Origin of the sequence: Enterococcus sp. AZ009, assembly GCF_050548785.1 — a bacterium.
GTDB classification, from domain to species: domain Bacteria; phylum Bacillota; class Bacilli; order Lactobacillales; family Enterococcaceae; genus Enterococcus_D; species Enterococcus_D entomosocium.
In genome coordinates, this window is sequence record NZ_CP172960.1 from 3,365,863 (window position 1) to 3,391,681 (window position 25,819).

The following is a 25,819-nucleotide window of genomic DNA, read 5'->3' on the forward strand; positions in this document are numbered from 1 at the left end:
GCAAAAGCAATTTAACCTTTTTCTTGGTATATGGTATGATAAATTGAATTTGCACAACGAAAGCATTCGCTCTAATGGAGGGTTACATTATGGGAATACGAAGTCATCTGGCTGTTTCAGTCGGTAAGACCTCTCAATGGGTATTAAAGAACTTTTTCAAAGGTGGCTCAAGCCTGCCTGGTAAATTAGCATTAAAAGTTGATCCACATATATTAGATCATTTGGCGAAAGATTACCAAGTCGTCGTGATCACAGGCACCAACGGCAAAACATTGACGACTGCCTTGACTGTCAATATTTTGCGCCAAGAATTTGATGAAGTATTAACGAACCCCACCGGCGCCAATATGGTCCAAGGGATCGTTTCAACCTTTCTATCGGCACGCCCTAAAAAAGGCAAAAAATTTGCGGTTTTAGAAATCGATGAAGCCAGTCTCAGCAAAGTAACGAAGTACATCAAACCGGAATTGTTCGTTTTCACCAATATTTTCCGCGATCAAATGGACCGTTATGGCGAGATCTATACGACCTATAAAATGATCGTTGAAGGTGCCGCAAACTCACCGGAAGCAACGATCCTCTGCAATGGGGATTCGCCACTGTTCAATTCGGTGGCAACTGTCAATCCGCGGAAATACTATGGATTTGATCATTTGCCAGATGAAGAGCAGATGGCCCATTACAATACGGATGGCGTGTTGTGTCCTGAGTGTCATCACATTTTGCATTATAAAATGATCACCTATGCCAATCTTGGGAAATACTACTGCCCAAATTGCGGCTTCCATCGACCAGAATTGGATTATAAACTGACGGAAATGACTGCAATGGACAACACCTCTGCTGCTTTTGTGATCGATGGCAATGACTATCGCATCGAAGTTGGTGGGATGTACAATGTCTACAATGCGCTGGCGGCAACTGCGGTTGCGGAATATTATGGCGTAGCACCTGCAAAAATCAAATCTGGTTTGGCCTATGACGAAAAAGTCTTTGGCCGCCAAGAAGTGATCCGCATCGGGGACAAAGAATGTACGTTAGTTTTAGTTAAAAACCCTGTTGGTTTGAACCAAGTCATCGATATGATCAGCCTGTCGCCCTATCCTTTCTCACTAGTCAGCTTGTTGAATGCCAACTACGCAGATGGGATCGACGTCAGCTGGATTTGGGATGGCGACCATGAAGCGTTTGCCGATATGGGGATTCCTCAAGTGGTCGCTGGTGGTGATCGTCACAAAGATATGGCGTTGCGGTTAAAAGTTGCGGGGATCCCTGAAGAGAAAATCATTGAAACCCCTGAACTTGATGACGTCATCAAGCAAATTGCAGACTTACCAACAGAAAAAGTCTATATTTTAGCGACTTACACTGCAGTCCTGCAGCTACGCAAAAAGCTTGCGGAAAAAGGCTATATCAAAGGAGGAATGAGTCGTGACTAAGTATCAACTGAATGTTGCCCACTTGTATGGAAATCTTTTGAATACTTACGGCGATAACGGCAATCTCTTGATGTTGCGCTACGTGGCCGAAAAACTAGGCGTGACCTTCAACGCAGAAGTCGTCAGCATTCACGAGTCCTTCGATCCTGAAAAATATGATCTCGTCTTCTTCGGTGGCGGACAAGATTTTGAACAAGTGATCGTTTCACAAGATATCCAATCAAAAAAAGAAGCCCTGACCAGCTATATCGAAAATGATGGCGTGATGCTGGCAATTTGCGGCGGCTATCAATTGCTGGGTCATTACTACATCGGTGCCAACGGCGAGAAAATCAAGGGGATCGGTGCCTTGGATCATTACACCTTAAGCCAAGAAAACAACCGTTTCATCGGTGACATCGTGATCCACAATGAAGAATTCGATGAGACCTATTATGGCTTTGAAAACCATAATGGCCGTACTTTCTTAGGTAAAGGGGAAAAACCATTGGGGAAAGTCATCCAAGGACAAGGAAACAATGGCGAAGACCAAACCGAAGGCGTGGTTTACCGCAATGTGTTCGGCTCTTACTTCCACGGACCGCTTCTCGCAAGAAATGAGCATTTGGCAGAGCGCTTGATCCGCACCGCCCTTGCCAATCGTTATGGCAACGTCGAAATTTAAATACACGTACTTAGCAAACAAACCTGTTTTTCGCAGGTTTGTTTTTTTATGGGAAATTTCCCCGCAGTTGCTACCTTTTCTCTTTGTTTGCTTCTACGTTCCTATGCCACCTCGCTTTATTGTAACCGCTATCTTTCTTTTCTATACTGAGGTTGTAGTAAAAATTGAAAGGAGATGTTAAGAAATTATGATGGAAAAAGTTCAGCGGTTTGGCGGTGCGATGTTTACCCCGGTCCTCTTGTTTTCATTTTCGGGGATCATGGTCGCGCTGTGTATTATCTTTAAAAATCCGATGCTTGTGGGGAGCATCGCCACTGAAGGCTCTACTTGGTTCAACATTTGGACGATTATTGAAAACGGTGCATGGACGGTCTTCAACCAAATGGAATTACTATTTGTTATTGGATTACCGATCGGTCTCGCAAAAAAAGCCAATGCGCGAGCGGCAATGGAAGCCTTTGTCGTCTATATTACTTGTAATTATTTTATTTCTGGCATGATCGAATACTTTGGTCACTTCTTCGGTGTCAACTTTGCAGCTGATCCCGGCGGTGAGAGTGGCTTGAAAATGATCGCCGGCATCAAAACATTAGATACTGGTATTATCGGAGCAATTTTTATTTCGGCGATCGTCGTCTATCTTCACAACAAGTTTTTCGATACGAAGCTGCCTGATTTTCTCGGAATCTTCCAAGGCTCTTCCTTTGTCGTGATCCTTGGATTCTTTTTGATGTTGCCAGTCGCTTTCTTGATTGCATTGATTTGGCCGAAAGTCCAAGCTGGCATTGGGTCCATGCAAGGGTTTCTAGCAAGTGCTGGGGTCTTTGGGGTCTGGCTCTATACTTTCTTAGAGCGAATATTGATCCCCACAGGTCTCCATCATTTCGTGTATACCCCCTTTGTTTTTGGTCCTGCTGTCGTCGAAGAAGGAATCTCCAAATACTGGATGGCACATTTACAAGAATTTGCCCAATCCACCAGACCATTGAAAGAGCTTTTCCCTGAAGGGGGCTTTGCTTTACATGGCAATTCTAAGATCTTTGCTGCACCGGGGATCGCTGCTGCTTTTTATTTCACAGCCAAGCCTGAGAATAAAAAGAAAGTCTTAGCGATTTTGATCCCTGCCACTTTAACTGCCGTTTTAGCTGGTATCACTGAGCCATTGGAATTTACCTTCCTCTTTATCTCACCACCCCTCTTTGCGGTGCACGCTGTTTTAGCAGCGACCATGGCGGCAACGATGTTTGCCTTCGGGGTCGTTGGAGATATGGGGGGCGGCTTGATCGATCTGTTAGCGAAGGTCTGGATTCCGCTATTTCAAAATCATCGCAGTATGATCTTCACGCAGTTGGTGATTGGGTTAGCCTTTACTGCGCTTTATTTCCTTGTTTTCCGCTTCTTGATCCTCAAATTTAAGTTGGCCACACCAGGACGGGAAGAAAACAATAGCGAAGTCAAACTATACACCAAAAAAGATTACAAAGAAAAACAAGCCAACACTGGAACTCCAGTGATTGCCGGTGCCAATCGCTACACCGAACAAGCCGCAGTCTACTTAGAAGGGTTTGGCGGTCGCGACAATATCGATAAAGTCACTAATTGTGCCACTCGCCTAAGAATCACCGTCAAAGATCAAGACCAAGTGCTGCCAGATGACATCTTTAAAGGCGCTGGTGCCCATGGTGTCGTTCGCAACGGCAACGCCTTCCAAGTGATCGTTGGCCTGGATGTGCCACAAGTGAGAGAACAATTCGAAAAATTATTAGCTGTATCAGACTAAGGAGGAAACAAAAATGAAAAAATTTTCAATCGTGATCGCTGGAGGCGGCAGTACCTTTACCCCTGGAATCGTCTTGATGCTTTTAGAACACTTGGATCGTTTCCCGATTCGCCAAATCAAGTTTTACGACAATTTGGAAGAACGACAAGAAAAAGTGGCACAAGCTTGCGAGATTTTATTGAAAGAACGCGCACCCGAAATCAGCTTTTTAGCAACCACTGATCCCGAAACCGCGTTTCAGGATGTCGATTTTGTGATGGCGCATATCCGAGTTGGCTTGTATGCGATGCGCGAAAAGGATGAAAAAATCCCTTTGAAATATGGTGTGGTCGGCCAAGAAACTTGTGGTCCTGGCGGGATCGCTTATGGGATGCGTTCTATCGGCGGTGTATTGGAGTTAGTCGATTATATGGAAAAATATTCCCCTGATGCGTGGATGTTGAATTATTCCAATCCTGCAGCGATCGTCGCAGAAGCGACTCGTAAATTGCGCCCTGATGCTAAGATCATTAATATTTGTGATATGCCAGTGGGAATCGAAGAACGGATGGCGCAAGCGATCGGTTTAGCTTCTCGCAAAGAATTGGTCGTTCGCTATTATGGCTTGAATCACTTTGGCTGGTGGACAGATATACGAGACAAAGCTGGCAATGACTTGCTGCCGGAGATCCAAGCGCATGTAGCAAAATACGGCTATTCATTGCCAGAAGAAATCGAAGCGAGCCAACATGCTGATGCCAGCTGGATGCACACCTTTGTCAAAGCAAAAGAAGTGTACGAGGTTGATCCATCCACTTTGCCAAATACCTACTTGAAGTATTACTTTTTCCCTCAAGATGAAGTGGCGCACACCAACCCATCTTTTACACGGGCAAATGAAGTCATGGCTGGCCGCGAAAAACACGTCTTTGGTGAATGCCAACGCATCGTAGAAAACCAGACAGCGACTGACACCACGCTTGAAGTGGATGAACACGCCAGCTACATTGTTGACCTTGCACGAGCGATTGCTTATAACACGCAAGAACGAATGCTGTTGATCGTGCCTAACGAAGGAGCGATCGTCAACTTTGATGAACAGGCAATGGTGGAAGTGCCTTGTATCGTCGGCAGTAACGGGGCAGAACCAATCACACAAGGCAAGATCCCTCGCTTCCAAAAAGGATTGATGGAACAACAAGTCGCCGTAGAAAAATTAGTCGTGGAAGCTTGGGCAGAGGGTTCTTACCAGAAGCTGTGGCAAGCACTGATTCTTTCAAAAGTGGTCCCAAATGCCCGTGTAGCCAAAGAATTACTCGATGAATTGATCGAAGCAAATCAAGCCTTTTGGCCAGAATTACACTAGCCAGCGTTCTTCGCCTCCCCTCCTGGCTTTTCAGCTATACTTAATCAATAAGGAGGGGTTTTTGTGAAATTACAGTATTTGATTCAACAGCACCAAGCAGAGTTAAGTGAACTTGATCGTGGCATTCTGAACTATATTCTTTCCAACGGCGCCACCGTTCTATCTATGGGGATCGTCGAGCTATCCGAGCAGGTTCACGTCTCAAAGTCTTCTATTTTACGGTTGACGAAAAAACTTGGTTTTTCTGGCTATTCCGAGTTCAAATATTTTCTACGGCATCAGCAAGAACAGGCAACAACGATTTCGCAGCAAAAAACGATTTTTGAAAAACAACAAGAGGATATTTTCGCCACCCTCAACTATGTAAAAACGGTAGACTTAGCTGTCCTCAACCGCTTGTTTGACCGCAGCAAAACCATCTACTGCTACCCAACTGGGTTTTCCCAAAAGAAAGCACTGGAGGAGTTTTCCAAAATGATGCTTTCTATGGAAAAACGAGTGATCGTATTGCCGAACAAAACGGAATTTGATATGGTCATGCCGATGATCACTGCCGAAGATTGTGTGATCATCGCCTCACTCAGCGGCGAAACAGAAAACGTCAAAGAGAATCTGACGACTTTTGCGATTCGTCAGATTCCCGTTTTGACATTGAGTGCGCCAGGAGATAATTATTTTGCTCGCCATTCAACGTTTCACCTGACCTATTATTGCGATTTTTTTCAAATCGGTCGCAAGAAAATCCCTAGCCAGTCTTTGATCGGACTGAGCTGCTTGATTGATTATTTGATCCGTTCCTACGGACTATTCACTTTACAGGAGGGCAACCATGACTAAACGAAAATGGGCGTTTCCATTGATTTTACTGAGTTATTGGCTTTTGATCGCCGGTGCTTACTATCTTTATCTTTCCTTGACTGCCTTCAACCATGGGATGACCTTTGCCCAGTACCTCAACTCGCAACCGTTAGCCGCTTTAGGGGTCTTGTTAAGTAGTCTCCTTTTGCTGCAAGGGGCTTGCCTGTACTTTATTCAACGGTTTTCCATGAGTAAAAAAGGCCTTTTGGGACAGTATTTATTCCTGATCTTCTTCCAGCAGTTACTGACAGCGAATGTCATCGGCGCAGGACTCGTCTTTTTTACAAGAAGAAGTCTTTCGAGTCAGGAGGAAAACGCAACCTGGGGCGAAAAGAGTTTTACCTATGGGACATTAGCATTCATTCTTTTATTGAGTTTATTCTTTTTCCTCCTTGTTCGATCAGCGATTTAACTTCCCCAAAAAGAAAAGCAGTGCCGGTTGGCACTGCTTTTTGCTGTCGCTCATGTTAGTTTGGATCTGTTTTTGAAGCAAAAACCACTTTGATTCCAAAGTGATCGCTGACGATTGGAGTACGCGTTCCGTCAAAAACGACTTCATATTCCGTTGCTTGCAGGTCTTTTGATGCAAAAACATAATCGATCCGCAACGCTTCTCGATTGTCTTGCCAGCCATCAATGGCTTTAACGACAGAGGCTTCCCCAATCGTTTCGGTAGCCGTTAAAAAGCTGTCTTGCAGCTGTAAGGAGCTGTCAAGGACGAGTTGATGACCAGAACTGGCCGCATCGTTGTTGAAATCTCCTAGAATCAATAAGGTATCTGCCCGTTCTGCTAAAAATGCTTCTGTCTGTTGCCACTCGTAGGCAAATTTACCGTCTTGCCACCAAGAAAAGTGACAGCTAACGACTTGTACGATCTGCCCATCGGCTTCAGTCACGCCGCTCAGGTTTTTGCGCGTGGTATGATCCCAGACATCCGTGGCTTGTGAAGCAAGATATTCTTTGGCAATGATGGGCTGTTTGGACAATAAGGCATTGCCTTCGTGGTAAATGTCATATCCTACGTGACTGTAGGTCCATGACCAATAGTAGTCACAGTCTAACAGTTGCAGTTCTTCCACTAGGCGTAAAGCAAAATTGTCCTCCTTGATTTCCACCAGCGTATCTGTCGGGCAATAAAGCCCATCAGGAACGATGGTTTGAGCAGCAATCGTTTGGTTGACTTCTTGCAAGGCGATGATGTCATAGTCGCCTGTTGCAATTTCTTGTGCGATCATTTTGCATTTTTCTAGCTGATTTTCTTCTAACCAGCTATGGGTGTTCAAAGTTAATACCTTCATGAATAAGGCTCCTTCTCTCGATTTGCTTGTACGATTCCTTTTAAAAATAAAAGAGAGCGGGTCAACAAAAGAGTCGACCCGCTTGTCATTTTATTATAGTTTTACGATTCCAACAACTGCGGCTGCTTGTTGCTTGCCGATTTGGGTCAATTCAAAGGAATCGATTTGATCGCTGTTGGTCAACACTACAACGATGGTGATGTCTTTGCCAGCAGCACTTACTGCAGCTAGATCCATCTCCGCTAACTTGTCACCGACCGCCACTTGTTGACCTTCAGTGACAGCTACCGTAAAGGGGGCACCGTTTAAGTCAACGGTATCTAACCCCATGTGAACCAATACTTCGATGCCTTCGTCAGAAAGCAAGCCGATCGCATGTTTCGTTGGGAAGATGTTGGTGACTTTCCCGCTGATTGGTGCGACAACTGTCGTCTGCTCTGGACGTATACCATAACCGTCACCCATCATTTTTTCCGCAAACACTTGGTCTTTGACAGAAGTGATCGGCATCACTTCTCCAGTGGCAACGGCAGCTAGTTCAGCTGTCACGCCTTGGCTTTGATGGGTAGTGCTTTCTACGGGTGCTTGACTAGCAGTCGGTTCGGGAATCGTGACACCAGAATCTAAGATATCTTGAATGTCTGATTTTAAGACATCTGCTTTCGGTCCATAGACTGCTTGCACGCCATTGTCTTTTACGATCAAGCCTAACGCCCCTGCGGCTTTCCACGCTTTTTCATCGCCGACCGCTTCTCGATTTTTCACAGAAACTCGTAAACGGGTCATACATGCATCAACGTCGGCGATATTTTCACGTCCCCCTAATAAATGAATGATTTTCACGACTTGCGAATCTGGGTTCAAGTTGCCATCCGCCGAAGCAGTTGCTGGCGCATCGCTGGCCCCTTCTGTTTCATAGTTGCCGTTTCTGCCTGGTGTTGCAAAGTTGAATTTTTTGATCAAGAAGTTTGCCAAGAAATACATCCCGACACCAAAGACGATGGTCACTAACACAAAGTTGATCAAATCCTGTCCTAAGCCGGCATTGATCGCCATTGGGGTACGGGTCAACAACTCGATATTCCCAAAAGAATGGACCCGTAAGTTGACGATATCCGCCATCGCAAATGCCGCCCCTTGTACGACTGCATAAACGATGTAAAGCGGTACGGCAGCAAACATAAACATGAACTCCAACGGTTCTGTTACCCCTGTCAAGAAGACAGCGATGGCAGCTGATAAATACATAGAGGTATATTTGTGCCGTTTGTCCGCATCGACATTGCGGTACATGGCATAAGACAAGCCCATCAAGATCCCAGATGAACCAATCATTTGTCCAACTTTAAAGCGGGCAGGAACAAAGTTTTCCAATAAAAATTGATATTGTGACGTATCGCCAGCATTGCGCATATTCACTAGATCCGTTGCCCAAGCAAGCCATAATGGGTCTTGTCCAAAGACTTGGGTGCCGGCTTGTGCCCCAGAAAGAATCGTGTAGGTTCCACCTAATTCGGTGTAATTGATCGGGATCGTCAACATATGATGCAGCCCGAATGGTAAGAGCAGCCGCTCCAAGGTTCCAAACAAGAACGGTGCTAAAACGGGCGCACTTTCTTGTGATTGCGCGATCCATAAACCGAAGTTGTTGATGCCGGCTTGAATGTAAGGCCAAACGATCGATAATACTAATGCGACGACTACTGAACGGGCAATCACCACGAAAGGGACGAAGCGTTTGCCGTTAAAGAAGGAAAGCGCATCCGGTAATTTGCGGAAATTATAGTATTTGTTGTAAGCTGTTGCCCCCACAAAACCGGCGATGATCCCGACAAAGACACCCATGTTCAAAGCAGGTGCTTCTAATACACTAGTAAAGAAACCGTCGATCATGATCTTTGTCCCAAACAACGTATGGGTAAAGGCGCCTTCTTCGGTTAACATCGCGCTCGTCACGCCAAAGATCGAACCAGTGATCCGGTTGATCAAAATAAAGGCGATCCCGGCAGCAAATGCCCCACCAGCTCGCTCTTTAGCCCAACTACCACCAATAGCTAATGCAAATAATAAATGCAGGTTACCAATAATTGCCCAACCAATGTTTTCAATGACGCCTCCTGTGGTGATCAAGAATGCCCAGTCGGCATTAATCATTGGGATCGTTTTCCCAATACTGATCATCAAACCAGCGGCTGGCATAACAGCGACAACCACCATTAGCGCTTTTCCGAATTTTTGCCAAAATTCGAAGCTCAATAATTTTTTCATCTTCCTTCTTCCTTCCCTGAATCGATTTACGCAATCGGTTTCTTAATAATTTCATTCTAACGGAGAAAAAAGATTTTGTAAACCCAGAAATATCAAAAGGGATTCTATTCGCTTTTCCACCTTTATATAACTGAATCTTTCTTTCTCGATGTTTCCTAATAGGAAATTCTTTAAACGCAACAACTTTCACTTGACGATGCAATCGTTTGCGCTTATGATAGAGATATCAAAAAGATTCTGGAGGGACTTTCATGAAAAAAATCCAACGATTGTTCGAGATCGATCCATGGAAAATCGCGACATCTACCTTAGATAAAGAAAATCGTCGACTGCAAGAGTCGCTAACAAGCATCGGGAATGGCTACATGGGAATGCGCGGCAACTTTGAAGAACAATACAGCGGCGATCATCACTTAGGTACCTATATCGCAGGTGTCTGGTACCCAGACAAAACCCGTGTTGGCTGGTGGAAAAACGGCTATCCTGACTATTTTGGCAAAGTGATCAATGCGGTCAACTTTATTGCAATGGACCTATTTGTCAATGACCAATTAGTCGACTTAGCAAAAATCAGCCCAAGTGATTTCCGTTTAGAACTAGACATGGAAACCGGGATTTTACGCCGCAACTTTACTGTCACTTTGGCAGGTGCAACGGTTAAATTCTCTTTTGAACGCTTCTTGAGCATCGTAAAACGTGAACTTGCCCTCATTAAGATGGATGCTGAGATCATTGAAGGCGACGCTGAGATTAAAGTCGTTTCTAAACTAGATAACAACGTCCATAACGAAGACAGCAACTACGATGAACGTTTCTGGGAAGAATTGGCTCATGGCCAAACCGAAACCTTCCATTACTTGACGACTCGGACCGTAGAAAATAACTTTGACATTGAACGCTTTACTGTCACTTCTGCTATGCGTCATAGCCAAACACCGACTGATTCCGTGAAAAGCGAACTTTGCGTCGCTGATACCTTTGCCTTTTCTGGGGCAGCCGGTGACACCTTCTCATTGATCAAAGAAGTCTTGATCATTACGAGTCGTGATGTTCCCGCTCATGATCATCCAGCAAAAGTCACCGAATTAGGCACTTTATACAAAGCAGATTATGATGCGTTGCGTGCAGAACAAGTCGCTGCTTGGAAAGCCCGCTGGGATTTAGCCGATGTGATCATTGAAGGCGATGCTGCGGCGCAACAGGGGATTCGTTTCAACCTGTTCCAATTGTTTTCAACCTATTATGGCGAAGACGAGCGCTTGAACATCGGACCGAAAGGCTTTACTGGTGAAAAATATGGCGGTGCGACTTACTGGGATACCGAAGCCTATGCAGTCCCATTGTATTTGGCATTAGCAAAACCAGAAGTGACCCGCAACTTGTTGAAATACCGTCACAACCAATTGCCGCAAGCCCATATCAATGCACAAAAACAAGGCTTAGCAGGTGCCCTTTACCCAATGGTGACCTTCACTGGGATCGAATGCCACAATGAGTGGGAGATCACTTTCGAAGAAATCCACCGAAATGGTGCCATCGCTTATGCCATCTACAACTATACGAATTATACTGGCGATACAAGTTACCTGAAAAAAGAAGGATTAGAAGTGTTAAGCGCGATTTCACGTTTCTGGGCAGATCGTGTCCACTATTCAAAACGTCAGCAAAAATACATGATCCATGGCGTCACTGGACCAAACGAATACGAAAACAATATCAATAACAACTGGTACACCAATAAAATGGCTACTTGGGTCTTAGCTTATACCTTAGCCAGCTATGAAGCCTTCAAAGACGAAGCGACTGTCACGATCTCTGACGAAGAGCAAGCCAAATGGCAAGACATCATCGACAATATGTACTTCCCAGAAGACCAAGAGCTTGGAGTCTTCGTCCAGCATGATACCTTCTTAGACAAAGACTTGATGCCCGTTTCCGATCTTGATCCAAAACATTTGCCGTTGAACCAAAATTGGTCGTGGGATCATATCTTGCGCTCTTGCTTTATCAAGCAAGCCGATGTTTTGCAAGGGATCTACTTCTTCGGCGATCAATTCAGCAAAGAAGAAAAACAACGGAACTTTGATTTCTATGAGCCGATGACAGTGCATGAATCTTCCCTTTCTCCAAGTATCCATGCGATTTTAGCAGCGGAATTAGGCATGGAAGAAAAAGCGTTGGAAATGTATGAGCGGACTGCTCGTCTTGATTTGGACAATTACAACAATGATACCGATGATGGCTTGCACATCACTTCTATGACCGGCAGCTGGTTAGCGATCGTTCAAGGCTTTGCTCAAATGAAAACCGATCACGACCACTTAGGGTTTGCGCCATTCTTACCTAAAACGTGGAGCCGCTATGCCTTCCACATCAACTATCGTGGACGTCTGCTCTTTGTTTCCGTCAATGAGTCGACGGTGACTTTGAAAAAAATCAGCGGTGAGGCATTGCCAATCAAGGTGTATGGCAAAGACTATGTTTTAGAAGACGAAATCAGTACAGCGATTAGCTAAACAAGCCTTCTGAAAGAAGAAATGTCTGCATTTCTTCTTTCTTTTGATTGGCTCTACCCTTGTGCCGACACTTTGTGATACTATAAGCTAAAAAAGGAGGGAAATCAGTGAGCATTACGGTCAAAGATGTCGCCAAAAAGGCTGGCGTCGCTACATCCACGGTTTCTCGTGTCGTAAACGATCATCCCAGTATCTCTGAAGATACTAAGAAGAAAGTGCGCAAAGTAATGGCAGAAATGGGCTACGTCCCCAATCTTGCGGCTCGAAATCTCGGCAAACAGATATCTAGTGCCATCGGCGTGATCTTGCCGCCCCTTGATTCGAAAGAACGACTAGGAAACCCCTTTTATTTAGAAACGATCGAAGCCATCAATGAAGAGGCCCGCCATCATCAAATGACGGTTGCCGTTGCCTCCGCCCGTGACTTTGCTACATTACTAAAAAACGTGGAACGAATGCACCTGCAAAAACAAGTAGATGGCTTTATCTTGGTCTATTCCGATGAAAAAGACCCCATCATCGATTATCTGGTCGAAAAAGAAGTCCCCTTTACCTTGATTGGTCAACCATACAGCAATGAAGACAAAATCGTTTTTGTCGATAATGACAACCAGTTGTTAGGCAAGCAAGCAACCGAGCATCTGATCGCCCAAGGGCATACGAAGATTTTATTTGCTACTAATACGACCCATGAAAATCTGTATTTCGAGCGTTTCTTCGGCTACCAAAAAGCCATGATGCTGGCAAATCTCCCCTTTTATCCAGCATTGACCTTTGAAAAAGCGGAAGATTACGTCACGTTTGAAGAAACGATCAAAGAATCCCAAGCAACGGCCATCGTCGTGATCGATGATCTGTTCGCTGTGCGGATCATTCAATTAGCGACGATGTATGGCTACAAAGTCCCCGACGATTTATCCATCATCAGTTTCAACAATTCGATCTTTGCTACTTTGACACATCCGTATTTGACTAGTATCGATATCAACGTGTTGTCCTTAGGAAAAATCGCTACCGAACGGCTGATGGCGCAATTGAATCATGAAGATTCAAACGGCGTACAGCTGGTCGTACCACATAAGCTGATCAAACGAGAAACAGTCTTGAACCGCAACCAGTTGAACTGATCCGCTGTGTCTGGTCCACTTCCCCCACACGCAAAAGCACCCGCTGTCCCTAGGGATAGCGGGTGCTTTTCATATTTTTATTTATACTCTTTGCTTTCCAGGCGGAACAATGGACTCATTGGTGTATTTTCGTGAATGCGGCGAACGGCTTCCCCCATCAATTCAGCACAAGAAATGTAGTGCAGTTTTTCTGGATGGCGTTCTTCGCTGGTCCAACAAGAATCGGTGACACAAATCCTTTCAATCGCTGATTGATCCAAAATTTCTTTAGCTGGCGGCGAAAGTAAGGCGTGAGACACACAAGCATACACTTCGCTGGCACCAGCTTCCTTCAACAAGTCTGCCGCTTTTGCCAATGTATGGCCGGTATTTAAAATGTCATCAACTAAAATACATTTTTTCCCAACGACATCACCAATCACATAGCCGCCATCGGCTTCATCTTGATCGACGATCGCGATCGCTGTATCTAAGTATTCTGCCAAACTACGGGTCCGTTGGACACCGCTGTTTTTTGGTGAAACAACGACATAGTCGTCACCAGTCATTTTTTGTTCGCGATAATAATGGGCAAACAATGGGATCGTAAAGAGATTATCCACTGGGATGTCGAAAAATCCTTGAACTTGGACGGCATGCAGATCAAGCGTCAAGATCCGAGAAGCCCCTGCTTCCACCAGCATATTGGCAATCAATTTTGCAGTAATCGGCTCATGCGGGTTGGCGGTTCGGTCTTGCCGCGCATATGCGTAATAAGGCAAAACGACATTGATGGTCTTCGCACTAGCCCGTTTCATCGCATCGATCATGATCAGCAACTCTAAATAATGATCATTGACGGGTTCATTCGTCGATTGAATGATATAAATATGGTCGCCCCGCACACTTTCTTCAATATTGATGGCAATCTCTCCATCACTAAACTGTGTCACTTTTGACTTCCCTAGTTCTGTACCGAAAACTTTCGCAATGTTTTCTGCTAATGGTAAATTTCCATTTAAACTAAAAATTTTCAACGAACTATCTTTATAACTTTCGCCCATGATTGCCTCCAATGAATGTGGTTGTTTTCTTCTATTCTAGCACAAAGTGACTGTTTTTTTAACCGTCTCGTTCAAGGAAGTGTGACGGTACCGTTTACCCAACTGGCGGGAATTACTTTTTTGTAGTTGCCCCAGTTGTCATGAACTTTAAAATAGCGTTCTCCGCTGGCGGTTTCGGCGTAGGCGTAAGCCACGACCCAATGATTGCCATATGTGCTGCCTAAAGGCTTCAAAATACCGATGATCACCGGTTTGCCTTCGTCGATTCGTTTGCACGCTCGATGCCAACCGCCAACAACGGTCGCACGTCCGCGGTAAGGCAATTGGAATTGATCGAAAAACCGAGTCAAACCATGACTGACTTGCCAAGCGATCGTCGGCAACCCATGAGGCTGAATCAGCACACGCAGCATTTCCGTCACTACTGTCAGATCCCGCTGTTTTTTTCGACGAAACGCTTTCGGGATGATCGTTTCATCGATGTAATCTTGATAGTAGGCCAAAAAGACGGCTGCCGCATAGGTGCCGCATAAATACCCTGAAGGAGTGACCCACTGCTTATACGGACGAAACCGCTCTTCGGCGATCCCTTTCCACTCTACTTGTTCCATCTCGTTCACCTGCCTTTTTTCTTATTATACCTTAGATTCTCCTCCTACTTGGATCAAAACCCTTTTTCGTCTAGAAAACTTTTCTTTGCGTCCTTACAGATTTTGTTTCATAATAGTAGAAAGCGAGAGGAGCGAAAGACATGACAACCTTGTTAAAAGATGATTTTTATGACTATGTAAATGGCGAGTGGCTGGAGACCGCTGTTATTCCAGCAGATAAACCCGCTACGGGTGGATTCCAAGATCTCGTTGACGGAATCGATTCCTTAATGATCGCAGAATTTGAAAATATGGCACACGATCCCCATGCTACGCCAAAAGGCCGCATGAAGGATGCTGTGGCTTTTTACCGCTTAGCCAGCGATTTTGCCCAACGAGAGGCAGCTGGCGCTACTGAAGCAAATGCACTATTAGCAAAAATCGAAGCGTTGCGTTCTTATGAGGAATTGAATCAGCAACTGGCAAGTTTCGTTTTAGATGGCATTGCCTTGCCTTTCCAACTGGATGTCGATGCAGACATGAAAAATGCGCAAATGAATACTTTGTCGGTCTATCCGCCTGCTACTATTTTGCCGGATAAAACCTATTACACAGAAAATCCCCAAGCAGGCGAAATGCTGCAAGTCTACTTTGAGATGGCCGTCAACGTTTTAGTTGCTTACGGAAAAGACCAAGCAGAAGCGGAATCGTTGGTAGAGCAAGCGATCGCATTTGATAAATTGATCGCCCCTCACGTCCGCAGTGCGGAAGAAAGTGCGGATTATAGTAAAAACTACAATCCTCGCTCCTTGGAGGAATTTGCAAAGCAAGCTAGCAAGATCGATTTTACACAACTCTTGACAGCCCTTTTACCAGGTACACCAGAAGAGCTGATCGTAACGGAACCCGCTTACTTTGAAGCCTTTGACATTATTGTTTCTGATAGCCATTTTGAACTCTTGAAAGGCTGGATGATCGTCAACCAAAGCTTGCGCTATACTAGCTATCTGAGTGAAGAATTGCGTCAGTTAGGCGGAACCTACAGTCGCTACTTATCAGGGATCGATGAAGCGGCTCCCCAACAAAAAGCGGCTTATTACTTAACGATGGGTCATTTTAGTCAAGTGATCGGTGATTATTATGGACGCAAGTACTTTGGGGAAATGGCGAAAAAAGACGTCAAACACATGGTGGAAACAATGATTGCTGTCTACCAAGATCGTTTGCGCAACAACACGTGGTTAAGTGAAGAAACCCGCCAAAAAGCGATCATCAAATTGAATCGTTTAGGCATCCATGTCGGGTACCCTGATCAAGTTCCTGCTATTTATGATCAATTGCATACCGATGAAGAGAAAAGTCTGCTGGCAAATGCCCTGCATTTCAATCGTTTGTTCCGAGAAGATGGCTTCAAAAAATGGCAGCAGCCCGTGGATCGCGAGGAATGGGAAATGTCCGCCGCTACCGTGAATGCCTACTATCACCCATTTAAGAACGTGATCGTTTTCCCAGCCGCAATCTTACAAGCGCCCTTTTATAGTTTGGAACAATCCACCAGCGCAAATTATGGGGGGATCGGCGCGGTCATTGCTCATGAGATCTCCCACGCCTTTGACAACAACGGGGCAAAATTTGATGAATATGGTAATTTAAACAATTGGTGGACAGAAGAAGATCTGGCCCACTTTGAACGCTTAGCTCAAGCGATGATCGACGAGTTTGATGGCCTGCCCTTTGCCGGCGGTACCGTCAACGGAACATTGACTGTTTCTGAAAACATCGCCGATGCAGGCGGACTAAGCTGTGCGCTAGAAGCAGCGCAAAAAGAAAGCGATGTTTCTTTAACAGACTTCTTCACCAATTGGGCGAAGATTTGGCGTACAAAAGCCAAAGAACAATACCAACAGCTCTTACTGGCGATCGATGTCCACGGACCAGCGAAACTACGGGCCAATATCCAAGTCCAAAATATCGATGAATTCTATACAACCTTTGATATCAAACCTGGTGACCCTATGTATCGTGCACCAGAAGATCGTGTGCAGATCTGGTAAACAAAAGCGTAAGAAAAAGACAAACCATAGATAGCTAGGGTTTGTCTTTTTGCTATGGATTTTTTAGAAGTGATAGATGAACGAGACAACTAACGAAAGAACCCCCAGGAGAATATGAATGATACCTATGCCTACGAAAAAACAAAGCAAGACATGGTACATCCTGCATTTTCTATCTTCATAATAAAAGGCTTTATAATAGTCGAATGCCAATACACACCGCAGTAAAACATAGAACATCATAAAAAAATGAAGAAAGTAGAGCCGTTCCAGATGATAGGTGATTTTCTCTAACGGTATCGTTCGAGATAGTAAACCAATCAAGGGATCGGCAGTGAAAATCAAGATAAAAAAACCGGCCAAGAAGAAGAAAACGTGCTCAATTCCAGCGAGATGCTTTTTGTATTCAGGAACAAGCTCATGACGGTTTAAACTTGAAGTTGTATTCCAGGCTAGCAAAAGTATCATTGCGGTTACTGCTGTCAACCCAATCGCGCGAATATCTGAATTTCCAAGAGTTCTTATAGGTCTAATCGAGAATCTACGAGGCCAAATTTGGGAGCTATGATATGCTTCAAGTAATATTGCAGCCCCCATAATTATATGATCAATAAGAGAATAGATCTTCCCTTTTCGCTGATAACTATCAAGGGGTTGATATCTTTTTTTCAAAACATTAAAAACCTCCTCACAATTTAAATGAAGCAATCCTGTAACAAACTTATGCGATTGAAAGACAATCTTTTAATCACCTAAAGCTTATCTTTTGCTAATGGATTCTTCTTTTAGAAGGGTTGAATAAATGAGACAAATTAAGTAAGAGCTGCACGAAGAATACGAATGACACCTACTCCCACGAAAAAACAAAGCAAGACATAATACATCCTGCATTTTTTATCTTCATAATAAAAGGCTTGATAATAATCGAATGCCAATACACACCGCAACAAAACATAGAACATCATAAAAAAATGAAGAAAGTAGAGCCGTTCCAGATGATAGGTGATTTTCTCTACCGGTATCGTTCGCGATAGTAAACCAATCAAGGGATCGGCAGTGAAAATCAAGATAAAAAAACCAACCAAGAAGAAGAAAACGTGCTCAATTCCAGCGATATGCTTTTTGTATTCAGGAACAAGCTCATGGCGGTTCAAACTTAAAGTTGTCTCCCAAGCTAGCAAAAACACCATTGCGCTCACAGCCGACAACCCAATCCCACGAATATCTGATCTCCCACGAATTATAGGTCTAATTGGGGAGCTATGATATGTTTCAAGTAATATTGCAGCCCCCATAATTATATGATCAATGATGGAATAGATTTTTCCTTTTCGCTTGTATAACGTCACTTGATCCGTTTTCCCCAATACAAAGCCCCCTATTCTATTCATAACTGAGTATATTTTTGAAAAAACTTTTCCTATGGCAATGAGGTATGGACGTAAACTCCGAAGACACTATTTGCGAAATAAAAAGTTTATGGACATGATCCACATATAGAAGAGTGCACCTCCTACTAGAAATAAAAAGCTGTATACATAAATATAGCCCATGTAGCATTTTCTTTTTTTGTAATAAAAGGCTTGATAGTAATCAAAAGCGAATAAACACCGTATCAAAGCGAACAGTAACATAAGTAGATTGAGAAAATACAATCGATCTAAGTGATACATAATCTGTTTCAAAGGTAATTGGTTTCGAAAAAGCAAATGATTAATTAAGCTTTCTGATCTGAATAAAAGCAAAATAAAAGAGACGAGTAAGCCGAGAAAAAAACTGATTTCTATACTATGTTTTTTTTCTTTAGGAATGTTTTTATGCGCATTCAACAAATAGGTCTTATAAAGAGAGTAGGACATTAATACGCTAAATAAGCCACCTACCATATACTCGTTCGTCCCCGGAATATGTAAATACTTAGGAATCGTAAGCGGAAAAGAATGATATGCACTAAAACAAAGGGCTGAGGTGATCACTAGATAATCAATCAAAGCATACAATTTTCCTTTAGTTGTATCATCGTCGAATATCTTGAATTTTTTCACTTCCCTCCTCATTTAGCAATCAAGGTTATCTGCTTAGGGATACCTCCAAAAATTAAGACGAAATAACTAATCCTACATTTTTTAAACAAATTAATCAAATTTAGATAAAATAATTCATTTTTGTATTTTTATATGATAAATTTAACTTGTATAACACGTGTTGTCAAACTTTAATTATGAGGAGGAATTGAAATGAAGCAAAAATATTCAGTTATATTGTTACTTGTCGTTTTACTGAGTGGTTTTTTCTCACCAATCACGGCATATGCTGTCAGTGAGAGTGGCAATTTTGCAGATGTTCCTGATGACCATTACGAAAAAGCGAATCTATTGGTCGCCCTTGAAGAAGAGCTAGTAGAAATCGGTTTATCTTTGGAAATCTTTGCTAATACGAGTATCGATTTTGAAAATTTACAGTACCAGTCACTATTGCCAGCAGAGGAGCGTTCAGAAAGAAGTCTACCAGCTGTTACGCCGGTCGTTCCTTTTGAGTTTCCTAAAGTCAAACAATTTGCCACTAGAATTTACGGGAACAATCCCACCAATGATCAACTTATGCACACATTTATGCTTTATTATTTTGATGTGCATGATTATGATCGCAATGCTGGGCTGGTGGGTGACAGACTTCCCCTTCGTTACTACCCTGAGTATTACACCTTCAATGACACCAATGCTTACAATGCCTTCCTTAGAACCACTACGGGAACCAAGTACTTGAATTTCGCGTTATCATCTTATGATACGGTAATTAGTCTTAAAGATTATTTTTCAAATCTAGATATCTATAACCTTAAAAATCATGTCTCTAATGTAAAAAAATCCATTGCGGGTTACAAGACCTTAGAACATGGAGCCTCTTTCATTGATGCTATTCATAAATATTTCACTGAAGAAAAACCTTCATTAGAATCCATAAACTCCCCAGAAAAATTCATGGAAGAAATTTCCAAAATAATCGATACACAAGAAACCATCGACCAAGCTTCGAAAAAAGCTTTAAAAGGGATGTATGACACCGTTTTAGACTCTGTCTTTCTTCTACTTATGGGTGCAAATCCAATTGGGATAGCGGGAATCGCTACCATGTATGTTACCGCTATGGCGACAATGTACGTATCTATTATTGATCTTGCTGCCATCAATACTTTAGCGGGTACACGAAACAGCCGTCTAAACTTTAGACAGCTTAATAACTGGGGTATGTGGTAGCAAATAAAAATCAATTTGTTACCTATCCCCACCACTTACTATATGAAGAAGGAACCTTCGGAAATCAGTTGATTTTCGAAGGCTCCTTCTTCTATCGTTGTTTATTTCTGTAAAGCTTTTTTCATCATACTAATCACAGAATCGAATTGAGAATGCTCATTGACGACTTTATCGGCTTTTTGTCGATTGGGGCGGTCTTTTAGAAAGTCGAAGATTTGGTTTTCATTCTGGATTCCTAGTTTAGCCATAAACTCATCCAAGTTCTGAAAATCTGTATACTTTTGTAAGAAGTCATTGTTCAACAACGCCTTCACATCAAGATTCCCTTTTTGATACGCTTGATAAAGGCTAGTCAGTTCACTGAAACTGAAATTTGCTTTTAATTGATCCATCCATCCCATTTATGCTTCCTCCTTCGCAGAAATGATTTTCGCACCAAGGGTATTTTCAAAATGGCGTAGTGCCCATTCATGTCCGACCGCGTCAAAGCTGGCAACGGTATCTGCATCGATCACCAGTTGGTAGCCTAAATTATAGGCATCCACTGCTGTATGCAAGACACAGATGTCGGTACAAACGCCGGTCAGGTACAATTCCGTGATCCCTCTTTCCCGGAGTCGGATGTCCAAGTCGGTACCACTAAACGCTGAGTAATGGCGCTTGTCGATCCAATAGACATTTGGCGCTTCCTGATAGGTTTCATAAAGCGGGGCTAAACGACCATAAAGATGTCGCCCCGCACTGCCCGCAAGATTGTGGGGTGGGAACAAGCGGTTTTCAGGATGATAGTTGTCTGTTTCCTCATGACGATCAATGGCAAAAACGACATACTCACCGGCTTCGATAAAGGCTTGCGTCCGAGCCACTAAGGCAGCTTCAATCGCTTGCCCAGCAGCACCCGTCGTCAATCGTCCCTCATCTGCAACAAAATCAAACGTATAATCAATGGATAGTAATGCTCTCATGCTTCCTTCCTCCTCTTACGGATCGGCTCTCCTGTTTTTTAAGTTACTTTAATGTTTCAACGAATGCCAAGACCATTTCAGCGGAACGCTTGCCAGCTTCTAAGATAAACTCATCAAAAGAGACGGTTGCTGCGTGGTCGGCGGTGTCGCTAATCGCGCGCACGATTAAGAAAGGAATATTGAATTGCTGCGCAGTCTGTGCGATCGCGGCTCCTTCCATCTCACAAGCCAAGGCATCTGGAAAATGTCCTAAAATCTCCTGTACTTTTTGCGGGTCATGAATGAAGCTGTCACCAGTAACGATCAGTCCCTTTTTCACGGTATGATGGGTCGCTTCTGCGGCTTTTGTCATCTCACTGATCAAATAGCGGCTGGCTTCATAATACAAAGGCATCCCACCAGGCAACTGGCCATATTCATAACCAAAGCCCGTCACATCGACATCAAAATAGGCCACTTTATCTGAGATCACTAAATCCCCTACTTGTAAACCGGCACCGATCCCACCAGCTGATCCAGTATTGATCACCATATTGACCCCGTATTGTTGGATCAGTAAACTAGTGGTGATCGATGCCAGAACTTTACCAATACCTGAACGAACGACGATCACTTCATGATTGCCGATACTTCCTGAAATAAATAGTGCGCCGCCGCGTTCCCAAGAAAGCGGTGAAATCAACTGTTCCCGCAACGCCTTGATTTCTTCCTCCATTGCACCAATAATACCAATTTTCATGTGTTTGCCTCCTGCTTCTCGTTTATTTTTCATCCTTTAAAATGAAAAACAACAGAAATTCCCACGTATCTACTGACGTGTTTTTTCTCCTTTCATGATAAACTAGTTTTGACGAAACGAACAGTTTTTTGTCATTATCAAAGGAGGCACTTATGTCTGAAATTTTCAACGCCATGGCAGCAAAATACGATACCCCTGAACGGATCGCGTTAGCACAATTAGTCACCCAAACCCTTGAACCTTATTTTAAAGACAACCAGCACCAAACTCTGATCGATATCGGCGGCGGTACCGGCCTAGTAAGTCTGCCCTTAGCAGCTTATGTCCAGCACTTAGCCATCTGGGATACTGCCCCTGGCATGATCGAGGTTTCTGAAAAAAAAATCAACCAACTGCAGCTGGCCAATGCTTCTGCAACTGTCCACGATCTGCTGCAAGAATCCTTACAAGCAAAAGCAGACGCTGTGCTGCTATCCCTCGTCTTGCTGCATATTCCTGACACAGCCGCTATGATGGAAAAACTATACGCCTTGCTGCAGCCAGGAGGAACCCTTTACCTAGTGGATTTCCTCAAAAATCCCGCCGTGTCTCACCCGCTGGTTCATAATGGGTTTGACCCTGCTGCATTGACTCAACTGACAGAGGCGATTGGGTTTACCGACACTTCCTTTACCGTTTTTCATGAAGCGGATCATTTGTTCATGAATCAGCCAGCGGCCATATTTTTAGCTATTTTGAAAAAGCCGACCGAATAACAAAAAAGCCGCACTTGCAGAAGATGCAGGGGCGGCTTTTTCTTAGTACTAGATGAATCACAACAAAAAGATCGCCAAACCGACGACGACTAACAATAAAGTGACGATCACAATGGCTTTCATTAAAAAACGGTTCAGATCCCGAGATTTTTGGTTCTCACCGGCACGGGTCTTCGTGATTTCTTTGTTTTTCTTGCGCACTTTTCGGTAGTGGTTATCGATTTGTTTTTCTTTTTGTTTCCATTCTTTCTTGCTTTGCTTTTCTACGATTTGCTGATTACGTTCAGACGCCGCTTGTTCTTCTTCGCGTCGGCGTCGAAGTTCACTGCGGGTGATCAATGGTTCTTTAGGCAAGTCCGTTCCTCCGTTTCAATTCCAGCAACTCCCAAAATTGGATCGCAAACACGGTCTTCGCATCACAGATCGTTCCATCAGCGATAGCGGCTTGTGCTTGATCTAAGCTCAATTCATAGACTTCCAGCACTTCGTCTTCGTCTTGCGGTAAGGGATTTGCCACTTTTTCCAGCTCTTTCGCATAATAGACGTGCAAGATTTCATTCGCAAAGCCTGGTGAAAGGTACATAGAAGAAACATGCTCTAGCGTTTTTGCGCGATAGCCAGTCTCTTCTTCCAATTCCCGGGCGCCAGTCAAATCTGGACGTGCGCCTTCTCCTGGATCGATTTTGCCTGCTGGTATCTCTAAAATCACTCGCTCTAATGGCTTTCTGAATTGGCGAACGAACAGCATTTTGTTCTCACTCGTCAAGGCGATCACGGCCACCCCACCTGGGTGGAAGACTAGTTCGCGTTTACTGGTTCCACCATTGGGCAAGGAGACATCATCAACCACCACATCAATGATTTTGCCATGGAAAATTTCATTCCGTTGGATCGTTTTTTCTTCAAAATCTTTAAATTCTAACATCTATCGACACCTAACTTTCCTCATACGTCTTATCTATCAAACACTTTAGCATAATTTAGAAAAAATATCTTCTTAAGAAATAGCAAGAAAGCTTATGAATTTACTAAAAATCGGAAAATCCACCCCAAGTCTGATATTTTTCTTTTAGTGAACATGCTAAAATAAAGATGTCGAATAACCCAATCTACTTGTCCAAGAGATTTTTAGGAGGAGGAAAAATGAAAAAAAACATCTGGCTGATCGTTGGTGCGATCGTCCTCATCAGTATTATTTTTAACGTAGTAGGCGATTCATTTGCGAGCCTATTATTAATCGTCGGTGCGATTTTAGTCTACGTCGGTATCAGAGGACGTAAAGTTCCGGCAGCGGATCCACAAGTTTTGCCTTCTTTAACGAGAGAACGAGAAGCCCATTACTTGAAAAGCGGAATGACTGCTCGTGAGATCGAATTGTTCCGTGAAACGATGAATCAGACGAAACACCAAATCGATAAATACCAAAAAAATATCACTAGCAATAACAAGTTAAAAGCCATTGACTTGCGTCACGATGCCTTGCGTGCCTCAAAAGCTCTTTTCAAAGAACTCGTAAAAGAACCAACTAAACTGCCTTTGGCAAGTCATTTCCTTTATACCCACTTGCCCAATATGGTCGATTTGACCGATAAGTTCATTGAAATCAATAGCCATGAGATCAAAAGTCGTGAGACCTATGATAAAATCGAAGAAAGCACACAAATTATCGAGCAAATGGCTTCCTTGATCGCCAAAGACTACTCCCAATTTGTAGCAGACGATCTTGATGACATGGATATTGAGTTATCCATTGCCAAACAAAGCATAAAACGAGATAATGAATAGGGATAGATTCTGATTGGCAACAAAAAAAGAATCTAAAAAAAAATCTAGCCCAGGCTAGATTTTTTTCGAAAGCAGACAATTATTAGGAGGAGTTATTATGAGTGACACACCAAATCAAGTAAAACCCGTAACGGATACGCTTGACGATTTATTGAACAACCCATTTTCAACCCCTGTCGACACTTTGACCACTACTCAACAAGCGGAGATCAGTCAGCTGAAAGAACAGCAAACAGCACCGCGTTTGATTGACAAATTACCGCCAGAGCGTCAAGCACAGGCCCAAGAATTAGCCAGCAAGATCGATGCAACTGACCAGCAAGCAGTCATCACCTATGGTGCAGCTGCCCAAACCAAACTTGGGGAGTTTTCCCAATCTATGTTGAACCATGTCCAAGCAGCTGATATCGGCCCTGTGGGCGACTCATTGACTGAGTTGATGTATCGCTTGCAAGAAGCTAATCCAGATGAACTGCGTGCAGGTGAAGGCAACTTATTCAAGCGGATGTTTGGTAAAGTAAAACAATCCATTTTTGAAATCACCGCTAAATACCAAAAAATCGGTGCCCAAATCGACAAGATCGCCGTCAAATTGGATAAAGAAAAAGACGGTTTGCTAAAAGACAACCTGATGTTGGAACAGTTGTATCAAAAGAACAAAGATTACTTCGATGCATTGAACATCTACATTGCCGCTGGCGAGTTGAAGATGCAAGAATTGCAAACCAAAATCATTCCTGAAGCCATGAAAAAAGCAGAAGAAACGAATGATCAAATGGACGTACAGATCGCCAACGATTACACGCAATTCCTAGATCGTTTAGACAAACGGACCCATGACTTGCGCTTGGCACGTCAAATCACGATCCAACAGGCACCGCAAATTCGCCTGATCCAAAACACGAACCAAGCGTTAGCAGAAAAAATCCAAGCTTCTGTCAATACAGCGATCCCACTATGGAAAAACCAAGTGGTCATTGCCTTGACTTTATTGCGTCAAAAAGATGCAGTTACGGCACAGCGCCAAGTTTCTGAGACCACCAATGATCTATTGAAGAAAAACTCAGAAATGTTGAAAGTTTCTGCTATTGAAACAGCGAAAGAAAACGAGCGCGGCATCGTCGACATCGAAACATTGCAAAAAACACAAAACGACCTTGTGGAAACGATCCAAGAAACATTACGGATCCAAAAAGAAGGAAAAGAAAAACGTCGTGCTGCCGAAGTGGAATTGGGTCATCTAGAAGAAGACTTGAAAGACCGCTTATTGGATTTAACTAGCAACAAGTAAATTTCACCTATTAAAAGAGGACTTCCATTCATGGAGTCCTCTTTT

The 25,819-nt window shown here is 43.5% G+C and carries 24 protein-coding genes; 13 read left to right on the forward strand and 11 right to left on the reverse strand.

Features of this window, described 5'->3' with window-relative positions:
* The first annotated feature begins 89 nt into the window (after positions 1 to 89).
* From IGJ74_RS15880 to IGJ74_RS15905, 6 genes are all read left to right on the forward strand, one after another.
* On the forward strand, positions 90 to 1,439 hold the full coding sequence (locus IGJ74_RS15880; protein ID WP_042890677.1) for a Mur ligase family protein: 1,350 nt from the start codon (positions 90 to 92) through the stop codon (positions 1,437 to 1,439).
* Entirely contained in the window at positions 1,432 to 2,103 is a 672-nt protein-coding gene (locus tag IGJ74_RS15885; protein WP_087664569.1) for a type 1 glutamine amidotransferase, read from the forward strand. Before IGJ74_RS15880 ends, IGJ74_RS15885 begins: the two co-directional genes overlap by 8 nt.
* 187 nt (positions 2,104 to 2,290) lie before the next feature.
* A complete protein-coding gene (locus IGJ74_RS15890) occupies positions 2,291 to 3,883 on the forward strand; it encodes an alpha-glucoside-specific PTS transporter subunit IIBC (protein WP_005233553.1) in 1,593 nt (530 codons plus the stop codon).
* Between the two features lie 13 nt (positions 3,884 to 3,896).
* Positions 3,897 to 5,228, forward strand: coding sequence for a 6-phospho-alpha-glucosidase (locus tag IGJ74_RS15895; RefSeq protein ID WP_087664568.1), 1,332 nt, complete (start codon positions 3,897 to 3,899; stop codon positions 5,226 to 5,228).
* Between the two features lie 63 nt (positions 5,229 to 5,291).
* Positions 5,292 to 6,065, forward strand: a complete 774-nt coding sequence (locus tag IGJ74_RS15900; protein WP_087664567.1) for a MurR/RpiR family transcriptional regulator — start codon at positions 5,292 to 5,294, stop codon at positions 6,063 to 6,065.
* Positions 6,058 to 6,498: a hypothetical protein gene (locus IGJ74_RS15905; RefSeq protein ID WP_008379328.1), complete on the forward strand. Its 441-nt coding sequence runs from the start codon at positions 6,058 to 6,060 to the stop codon at positions 6,496 to 6,498. The genes IGJ74_RS15900 and IGJ74_RS15905 overlap by 8 nt, the downstream gene beginning before the upstream one ends.
* 55 nt (positions 6,499 to 6,553) lie before the next feature.
* Here the strand turns inward: IGJ74_RS15905 and IGJ74_RS15910 are convergent, their stop codons facing one another.
* Complete coding sequence (locus tag IGJ74_RS15910) at positions 6,554 to 7,384, reverse strand: endonuclease/exonuclease/phosphatase family protein (RefSeq protein ID WP_060791568.1); 831 nt, start codon at positions 7,382 to 7,384, stop codon at positions 6,554 to 6,556.
* 93 nt (positions 7,385 to 7,477) lie between these two features.
* Positions 7,478 to 9,652 (reverse strand): PTS transporter subunit IIBC, encoded by a 2,175-nt coding sequence (locus tag IGJ74_RS15915; RefSeq protein WP_087664566.1) that lies wholly within the window; start codon positions 9,650 to 9,652, stop codon positions 7,478 to 7,480.
* A gap of 251 nt (positions 9,653 to 9,903) precedes the next feature.
* Between IGJ74_RS15915 and IGJ74_RS15920 the strand changes: the two genes are divergently transcribed.
* Together IGJ74_RS15920 and IGJ74_RS15925 are read left to right on the forward strand one after the other, a co-directional pair.
* Entirely contained in the window at positions 9,904 to 12,168 is a 2,265-nt protein-coding gene (locus IGJ74_RS15920; protein ID WP_087664565.1) for a glycoside hydrolase family 65 protein, read from the forward strand.
* Between the two features lie 107 nt (positions 12,169 to 12,275).
* Entirely contained in the window at positions 12,276 to 13,295 is a 1,020-nt protein-coding gene (locus tag IGJ74_RS15925; protein ID WP_005227844.1) for a LacI family DNA-binding transcriptional regulator, read from the forward strand.
* 77 nt (positions 13,296 to 13,372) lie between these two features.
* On the opposite strand, the gene IGJ74_RS15930 is transcribed toward IGJ74_RS15925, so the two are convergent.
* Together IGJ74_RS15930 and IGJ74_RS15935 are read right to left on the reverse strand one after the other, a co-directional pair.
* Entirely contained in the window at positions 13,373 to 14,338 is a 966-nt protein-coding gene (locus tag IGJ74_RS15930) for a ribose-phosphate diphosphokinase (RefSeq protein ID WP_005233536.1), read from the reverse strand.
* A gap of 71 nt (positions 14,339 to 14,409) precedes the next feature.
* Positions 14,410 to 14,949, reverse strand: coding sequence for a C39 family peptidase (locus IGJ74_RS15935; protein ID WP_005233534.1), 540 nt, complete (start codon positions 14,947 to 14,949; stop codon positions 14,410 to 14,412).
* 140 nt (positions 14,950 to 15,089) lie between these two features.
* Between IGJ74_RS15935 and IGJ74_RS15940 the strand changes: the two genes are divergently transcribed.
* Positions 15,090 to 16,982 (forward strand): M13 family metallopeptidase, encoded by a 1,893-nt coding sequence (locus IGJ74_RS15940; protein WP_016612961.1) that lies wholly within the window; start codon positions 15,090 to 15,092, stop codon positions 16,980 to 16,982.
* A 63-nt stretch (positions 16,983 to 17,045) separates the two neighbouring features.
* Here the strand turns inward: IGJ74_RS15940 and IGJ74_RS15945 are convergent, their stop codons facing one another.
* Together IGJ74_RS15945 and IGJ74_RS15950 are read right to left on the reverse strand one after the other, a co-directional pair.
* A complete protein-coding gene (locus IGJ74_RS15945) occupies positions 17,046 to 17,654 on the reverse strand; it encodes a hypothetical protein (RefSeq protein ID WP_008379316.1) in 609 nt (202 codons plus the stop codon).
* Between the two features lie 140 nt (positions 17,655 to 17,794).
* Positions 17,795 to 18,349 (reverse strand): hypothetical protein, encoded by a 555-nt coding sequence (locus IGJ74_RS15950; RefSeq protein WP_008379314.1) that lies wholly within the window; start codon positions 18,347 to 18,349, stop codon positions 17,795 to 17,797.
* Positions 18,350 to 19,219: 870 nt separating this feature from the next.
* Here IGJ74_RS15950 and IGJ74_RS15955 point away from each other — a divergent pair.
* Entirely contained in the window at positions 19,220 to 20,239 is a 1,020-nt protein-coding gene (locus tag IGJ74_RS15955) for a hypothetical protein (RefSeq protein ID WP_087664563.1), read from the forward strand.
* A gap of 101 nt (positions 20,240 to 20,340) precedes the next feature.
* On the opposite strand, the gene IGJ74_RS15960 is transcribed toward IGJ74_RS15955, so the two are convergent.
* The 3 genes from IGJ74_RS15960 to IGJ74_RS15970 are packed head-to-tail and all read right to left on the reverse strand — an operon-like array spanning position 20,341 to position 21,943.
* Positions 20,341 to 20,640, reverse strand: a complete 300-nt coding sequence (locus IGJ74_RS15960) for a hypothetical protein (protein ID WP_087664562.1) — start codon at positions 20,638 to 20,640, stop codon at positions 20,341 to 20,343.
* The gene (locus IGJ74_RS15965; protein WP_008379309.1) at positions 20,641 to 21,204 is read right to left on the reverse strand and encodes a cysteine hydrolase family protein; all 564 of its coding nucleotides are present in this window, start codon (positions 21,202 to 21,204) and stop codon (positions 20,641 to 20,643) included. It abuts the gene before it with no gap.
* Positions 21,205 to 21,247: 43 nt separating this feature from the next.
* Positions 21,248 to 21,943 (reverse strand): 5'-methylthioadenosine/adenosylhomocysteine nucleosidase, encoded by a 696-nt coding sequence (locus IGJ74_RS15970; protein WP_005227823.1) that lies wholly within the window; start codon positions 21,941 to 21,943, stop codon positions 21,248 to 21,250.
* Positions 21,944 to 22,095: 152 nt separating this feature from the next.
* Between IGJ74_RS15970 and IGJ74_RS15975 the strand changes: the two genes are divergently transcribed.
* Positions 22,096 to 22,698: a class I SAM-dependent methyltransferase gene (locus IGJ74_RS15975; RefSeq protein WP_087664561.1), complete on the forward strand. Its 603-nt coding sequence runs from the start codon at positions 22,096 to 22,098 to the stop codon at positions 22,696 to 22,698.
* A 57-nt stretch (positions 22,699 to 22,755) separates the two neighbouring features.
* On the opposite strand, the gene macP is transcribed toward IGJ74_RS15975, so the two are convergent.
* The gene (gene macP, locus IGJ74_RS15980; RefSeq protein WP_005233519.1) at positions 22,756 to 23,052 is read right to left on the reverse strand and encodes a cell wall synthase accessory phosphoprotein MacP; all 297 of its coding nucleotides are present in this window, start codon (positions 23,050 to 23,052) and stop codon (positions 22,756 to 22,758) included.
* Positions 23,045 to 23,623 (reverse strand): NUDIX hydrolase, encoded by a 579-nt coding sequence (locus IGJ74_RS15985; RefSeq protein ID WP_087664560.1) that lies wholly within the window; start codon positions 23,621 to 23,623, stop codon positions 23,045 to 23,047. The genes macP and IGJ74_RS15985 overlap by 8 nt, the downstream gene beginning before the upstream one ends.
* Positions 23,624 to 23,841: 218 nt before the next feature.
* On the opposite strand from IGJ74_RS15985, the gene IGJ74_RS15990 reads away from it, so the two are divergent.
* A complete protein-coding gene (locus tag IGJ74_RS15990) occupies positions 23,842 to 24,483 on the forward strand; it encodes a 5-bromo-4-chloroindolyl phosphate hydrolysis family protein (protein WP_008379306.1) in 642 nt (213 codons plus the stop codon).
* 97 nt (positions 24,484 to 24,580) lie between these two features.
* A complete protein-coding gene (locus tag IGJ74_RS15995) occupies positions 24,581 to 25,774 on the forward strand; it encodes a toxic anion resistance protein (RefSeq protein ID WP_005233515.1) in 1,194 nt (397 codons plus the stop codon).
* Positions 25,775 to 25,819 lie beyond the last annotated feature (45 nt).

Bases quoted from the DNA above. Each gene is read 5' to 3' on its own strand.
- IGJ74_RS15880 (WP_042890677.1), top strand. From the start codon at position 90: ATGGGAATACGAAGTCATCTGGCTGTTTCAGTCGGTAAGACCTCTCAA.
- IGJ74_RS15890 (WP_005233553.1), top strand. From the start codon at position 2,291: ATGATGGAAAAAGTTCAGCGGTTTGGCGGTGCGATGTTTACCCCGGTC.
- IGJ74_RS15895 (WP_087664568.1), top strand. From the start codon at position 3,897: ATGAAAAAATTTTCAATCGTGATCGCTGGAGGCGGCAGTACCTTTACC.
- IGJ74_RS15905 (WP_008379328.1), top strand. From the start codon at position 6,058: ATGACTAAACGAAAATGGGCGTTTCCATTGATTTTACTGAGTTATTGG.
- IGJ74_RS15910 (WP_060791568.1), bottom strand. From the start codon at position 7,384: ATGAAGGTATTAACTTTGAACACCCATAGCTGGTTAGAAGAAAATCAG.
- IGJ74_RS15915 (WP_087664566.1), bottom strand. From the start codon at position 9,652: ATGAAAAAATTATTGAGCTTCGAATTTTGGCAAAAATTCGGAAAAGCG.
- IGJ74_RS15920 (WP_087664565.1), top strand. From the start codon at position 9,904: ATGAAAAAAATCCAACGATTGTTCGAGATCGATCCATGGAAAATCGCG.
- IGJ74_RS15930 (WP_005233536.1), bottom strand. From the start codon at position 14,338: ATGGGCGAAAGTTATAAAGATAGTTCGTTGAAAATTTTTAGTTTAAAT.
- IGJ74_RS15935 (WP_005233534.1), bottom strand. From the start codon at position 14,949: ATGGAACAAGTAGAGTGGAAAGGGATCGCCGAAGAGCGGTTTCGTCCG.
- IGJ74_RS15940 (WP_016612961.1), top strand. From the start codon at position 15,090: ATGACAACCTTGTTAAAAGATGATTTTTATGACTATGTAAATGGCGAG.
- IGJ74_RS15955 (WP_087664563.1), top strand. From the start codon at position 19,220: ATGAAGCAAAAATATTCAGTTATATTGTTACTTGTCGTTTTACTGAGT.
- IGJ74_RS15960 (WP_087664562.1), bottom strand. From the start codon at position 20,640: ATGGGATGGATGGATCAATTAAAAGCAAATTTCAGTTTCAGTGAACTG.
- IGJ74_RS15965 (WP_008379309.1), bottom strand. From the start codon at position 21,204: ATGAGAGCATTACTATCCATTGATTATACGTTTGATTTTGTTGCAGAT.
- IGJ74_RS15970 (WP_005227823.1), bottom strand. From the start codon at position 21,943: ATGAAAATTGGTATTATTGGTGCAATGGAGGAAGAAATCAAGGCGTTG.
- IGJ74_RS15975 (WP_087664561.1), top strand. From the start codon at position 22,096: ATGTCTGAAATTTTCAACGCCATGGCAGCAAAATACGATACCCCTGAA.
- IGJ74_RS15985 (WP_087664560.1), bottom strand. From the start codon at position 23,623: ATGTTAGAATTTAAAGATTTTGAAGAAAAAACGATCCAACGGAATGAA.
- IGJ74_RS15990 (WP_008379306.1), top strand. From the start codon at position 23,842: ATGAAAAAAAACATCTGGCTGATCGTTGGTGCGATCGTCCTCATCAGT.
- IGJ74_RS15995 (WP_005233515.1), top strand. From the start codon at position 24,581: ATGAGTGACACACCAAATCAAGTAAAACCCGTAACGGATACGCTTGAC.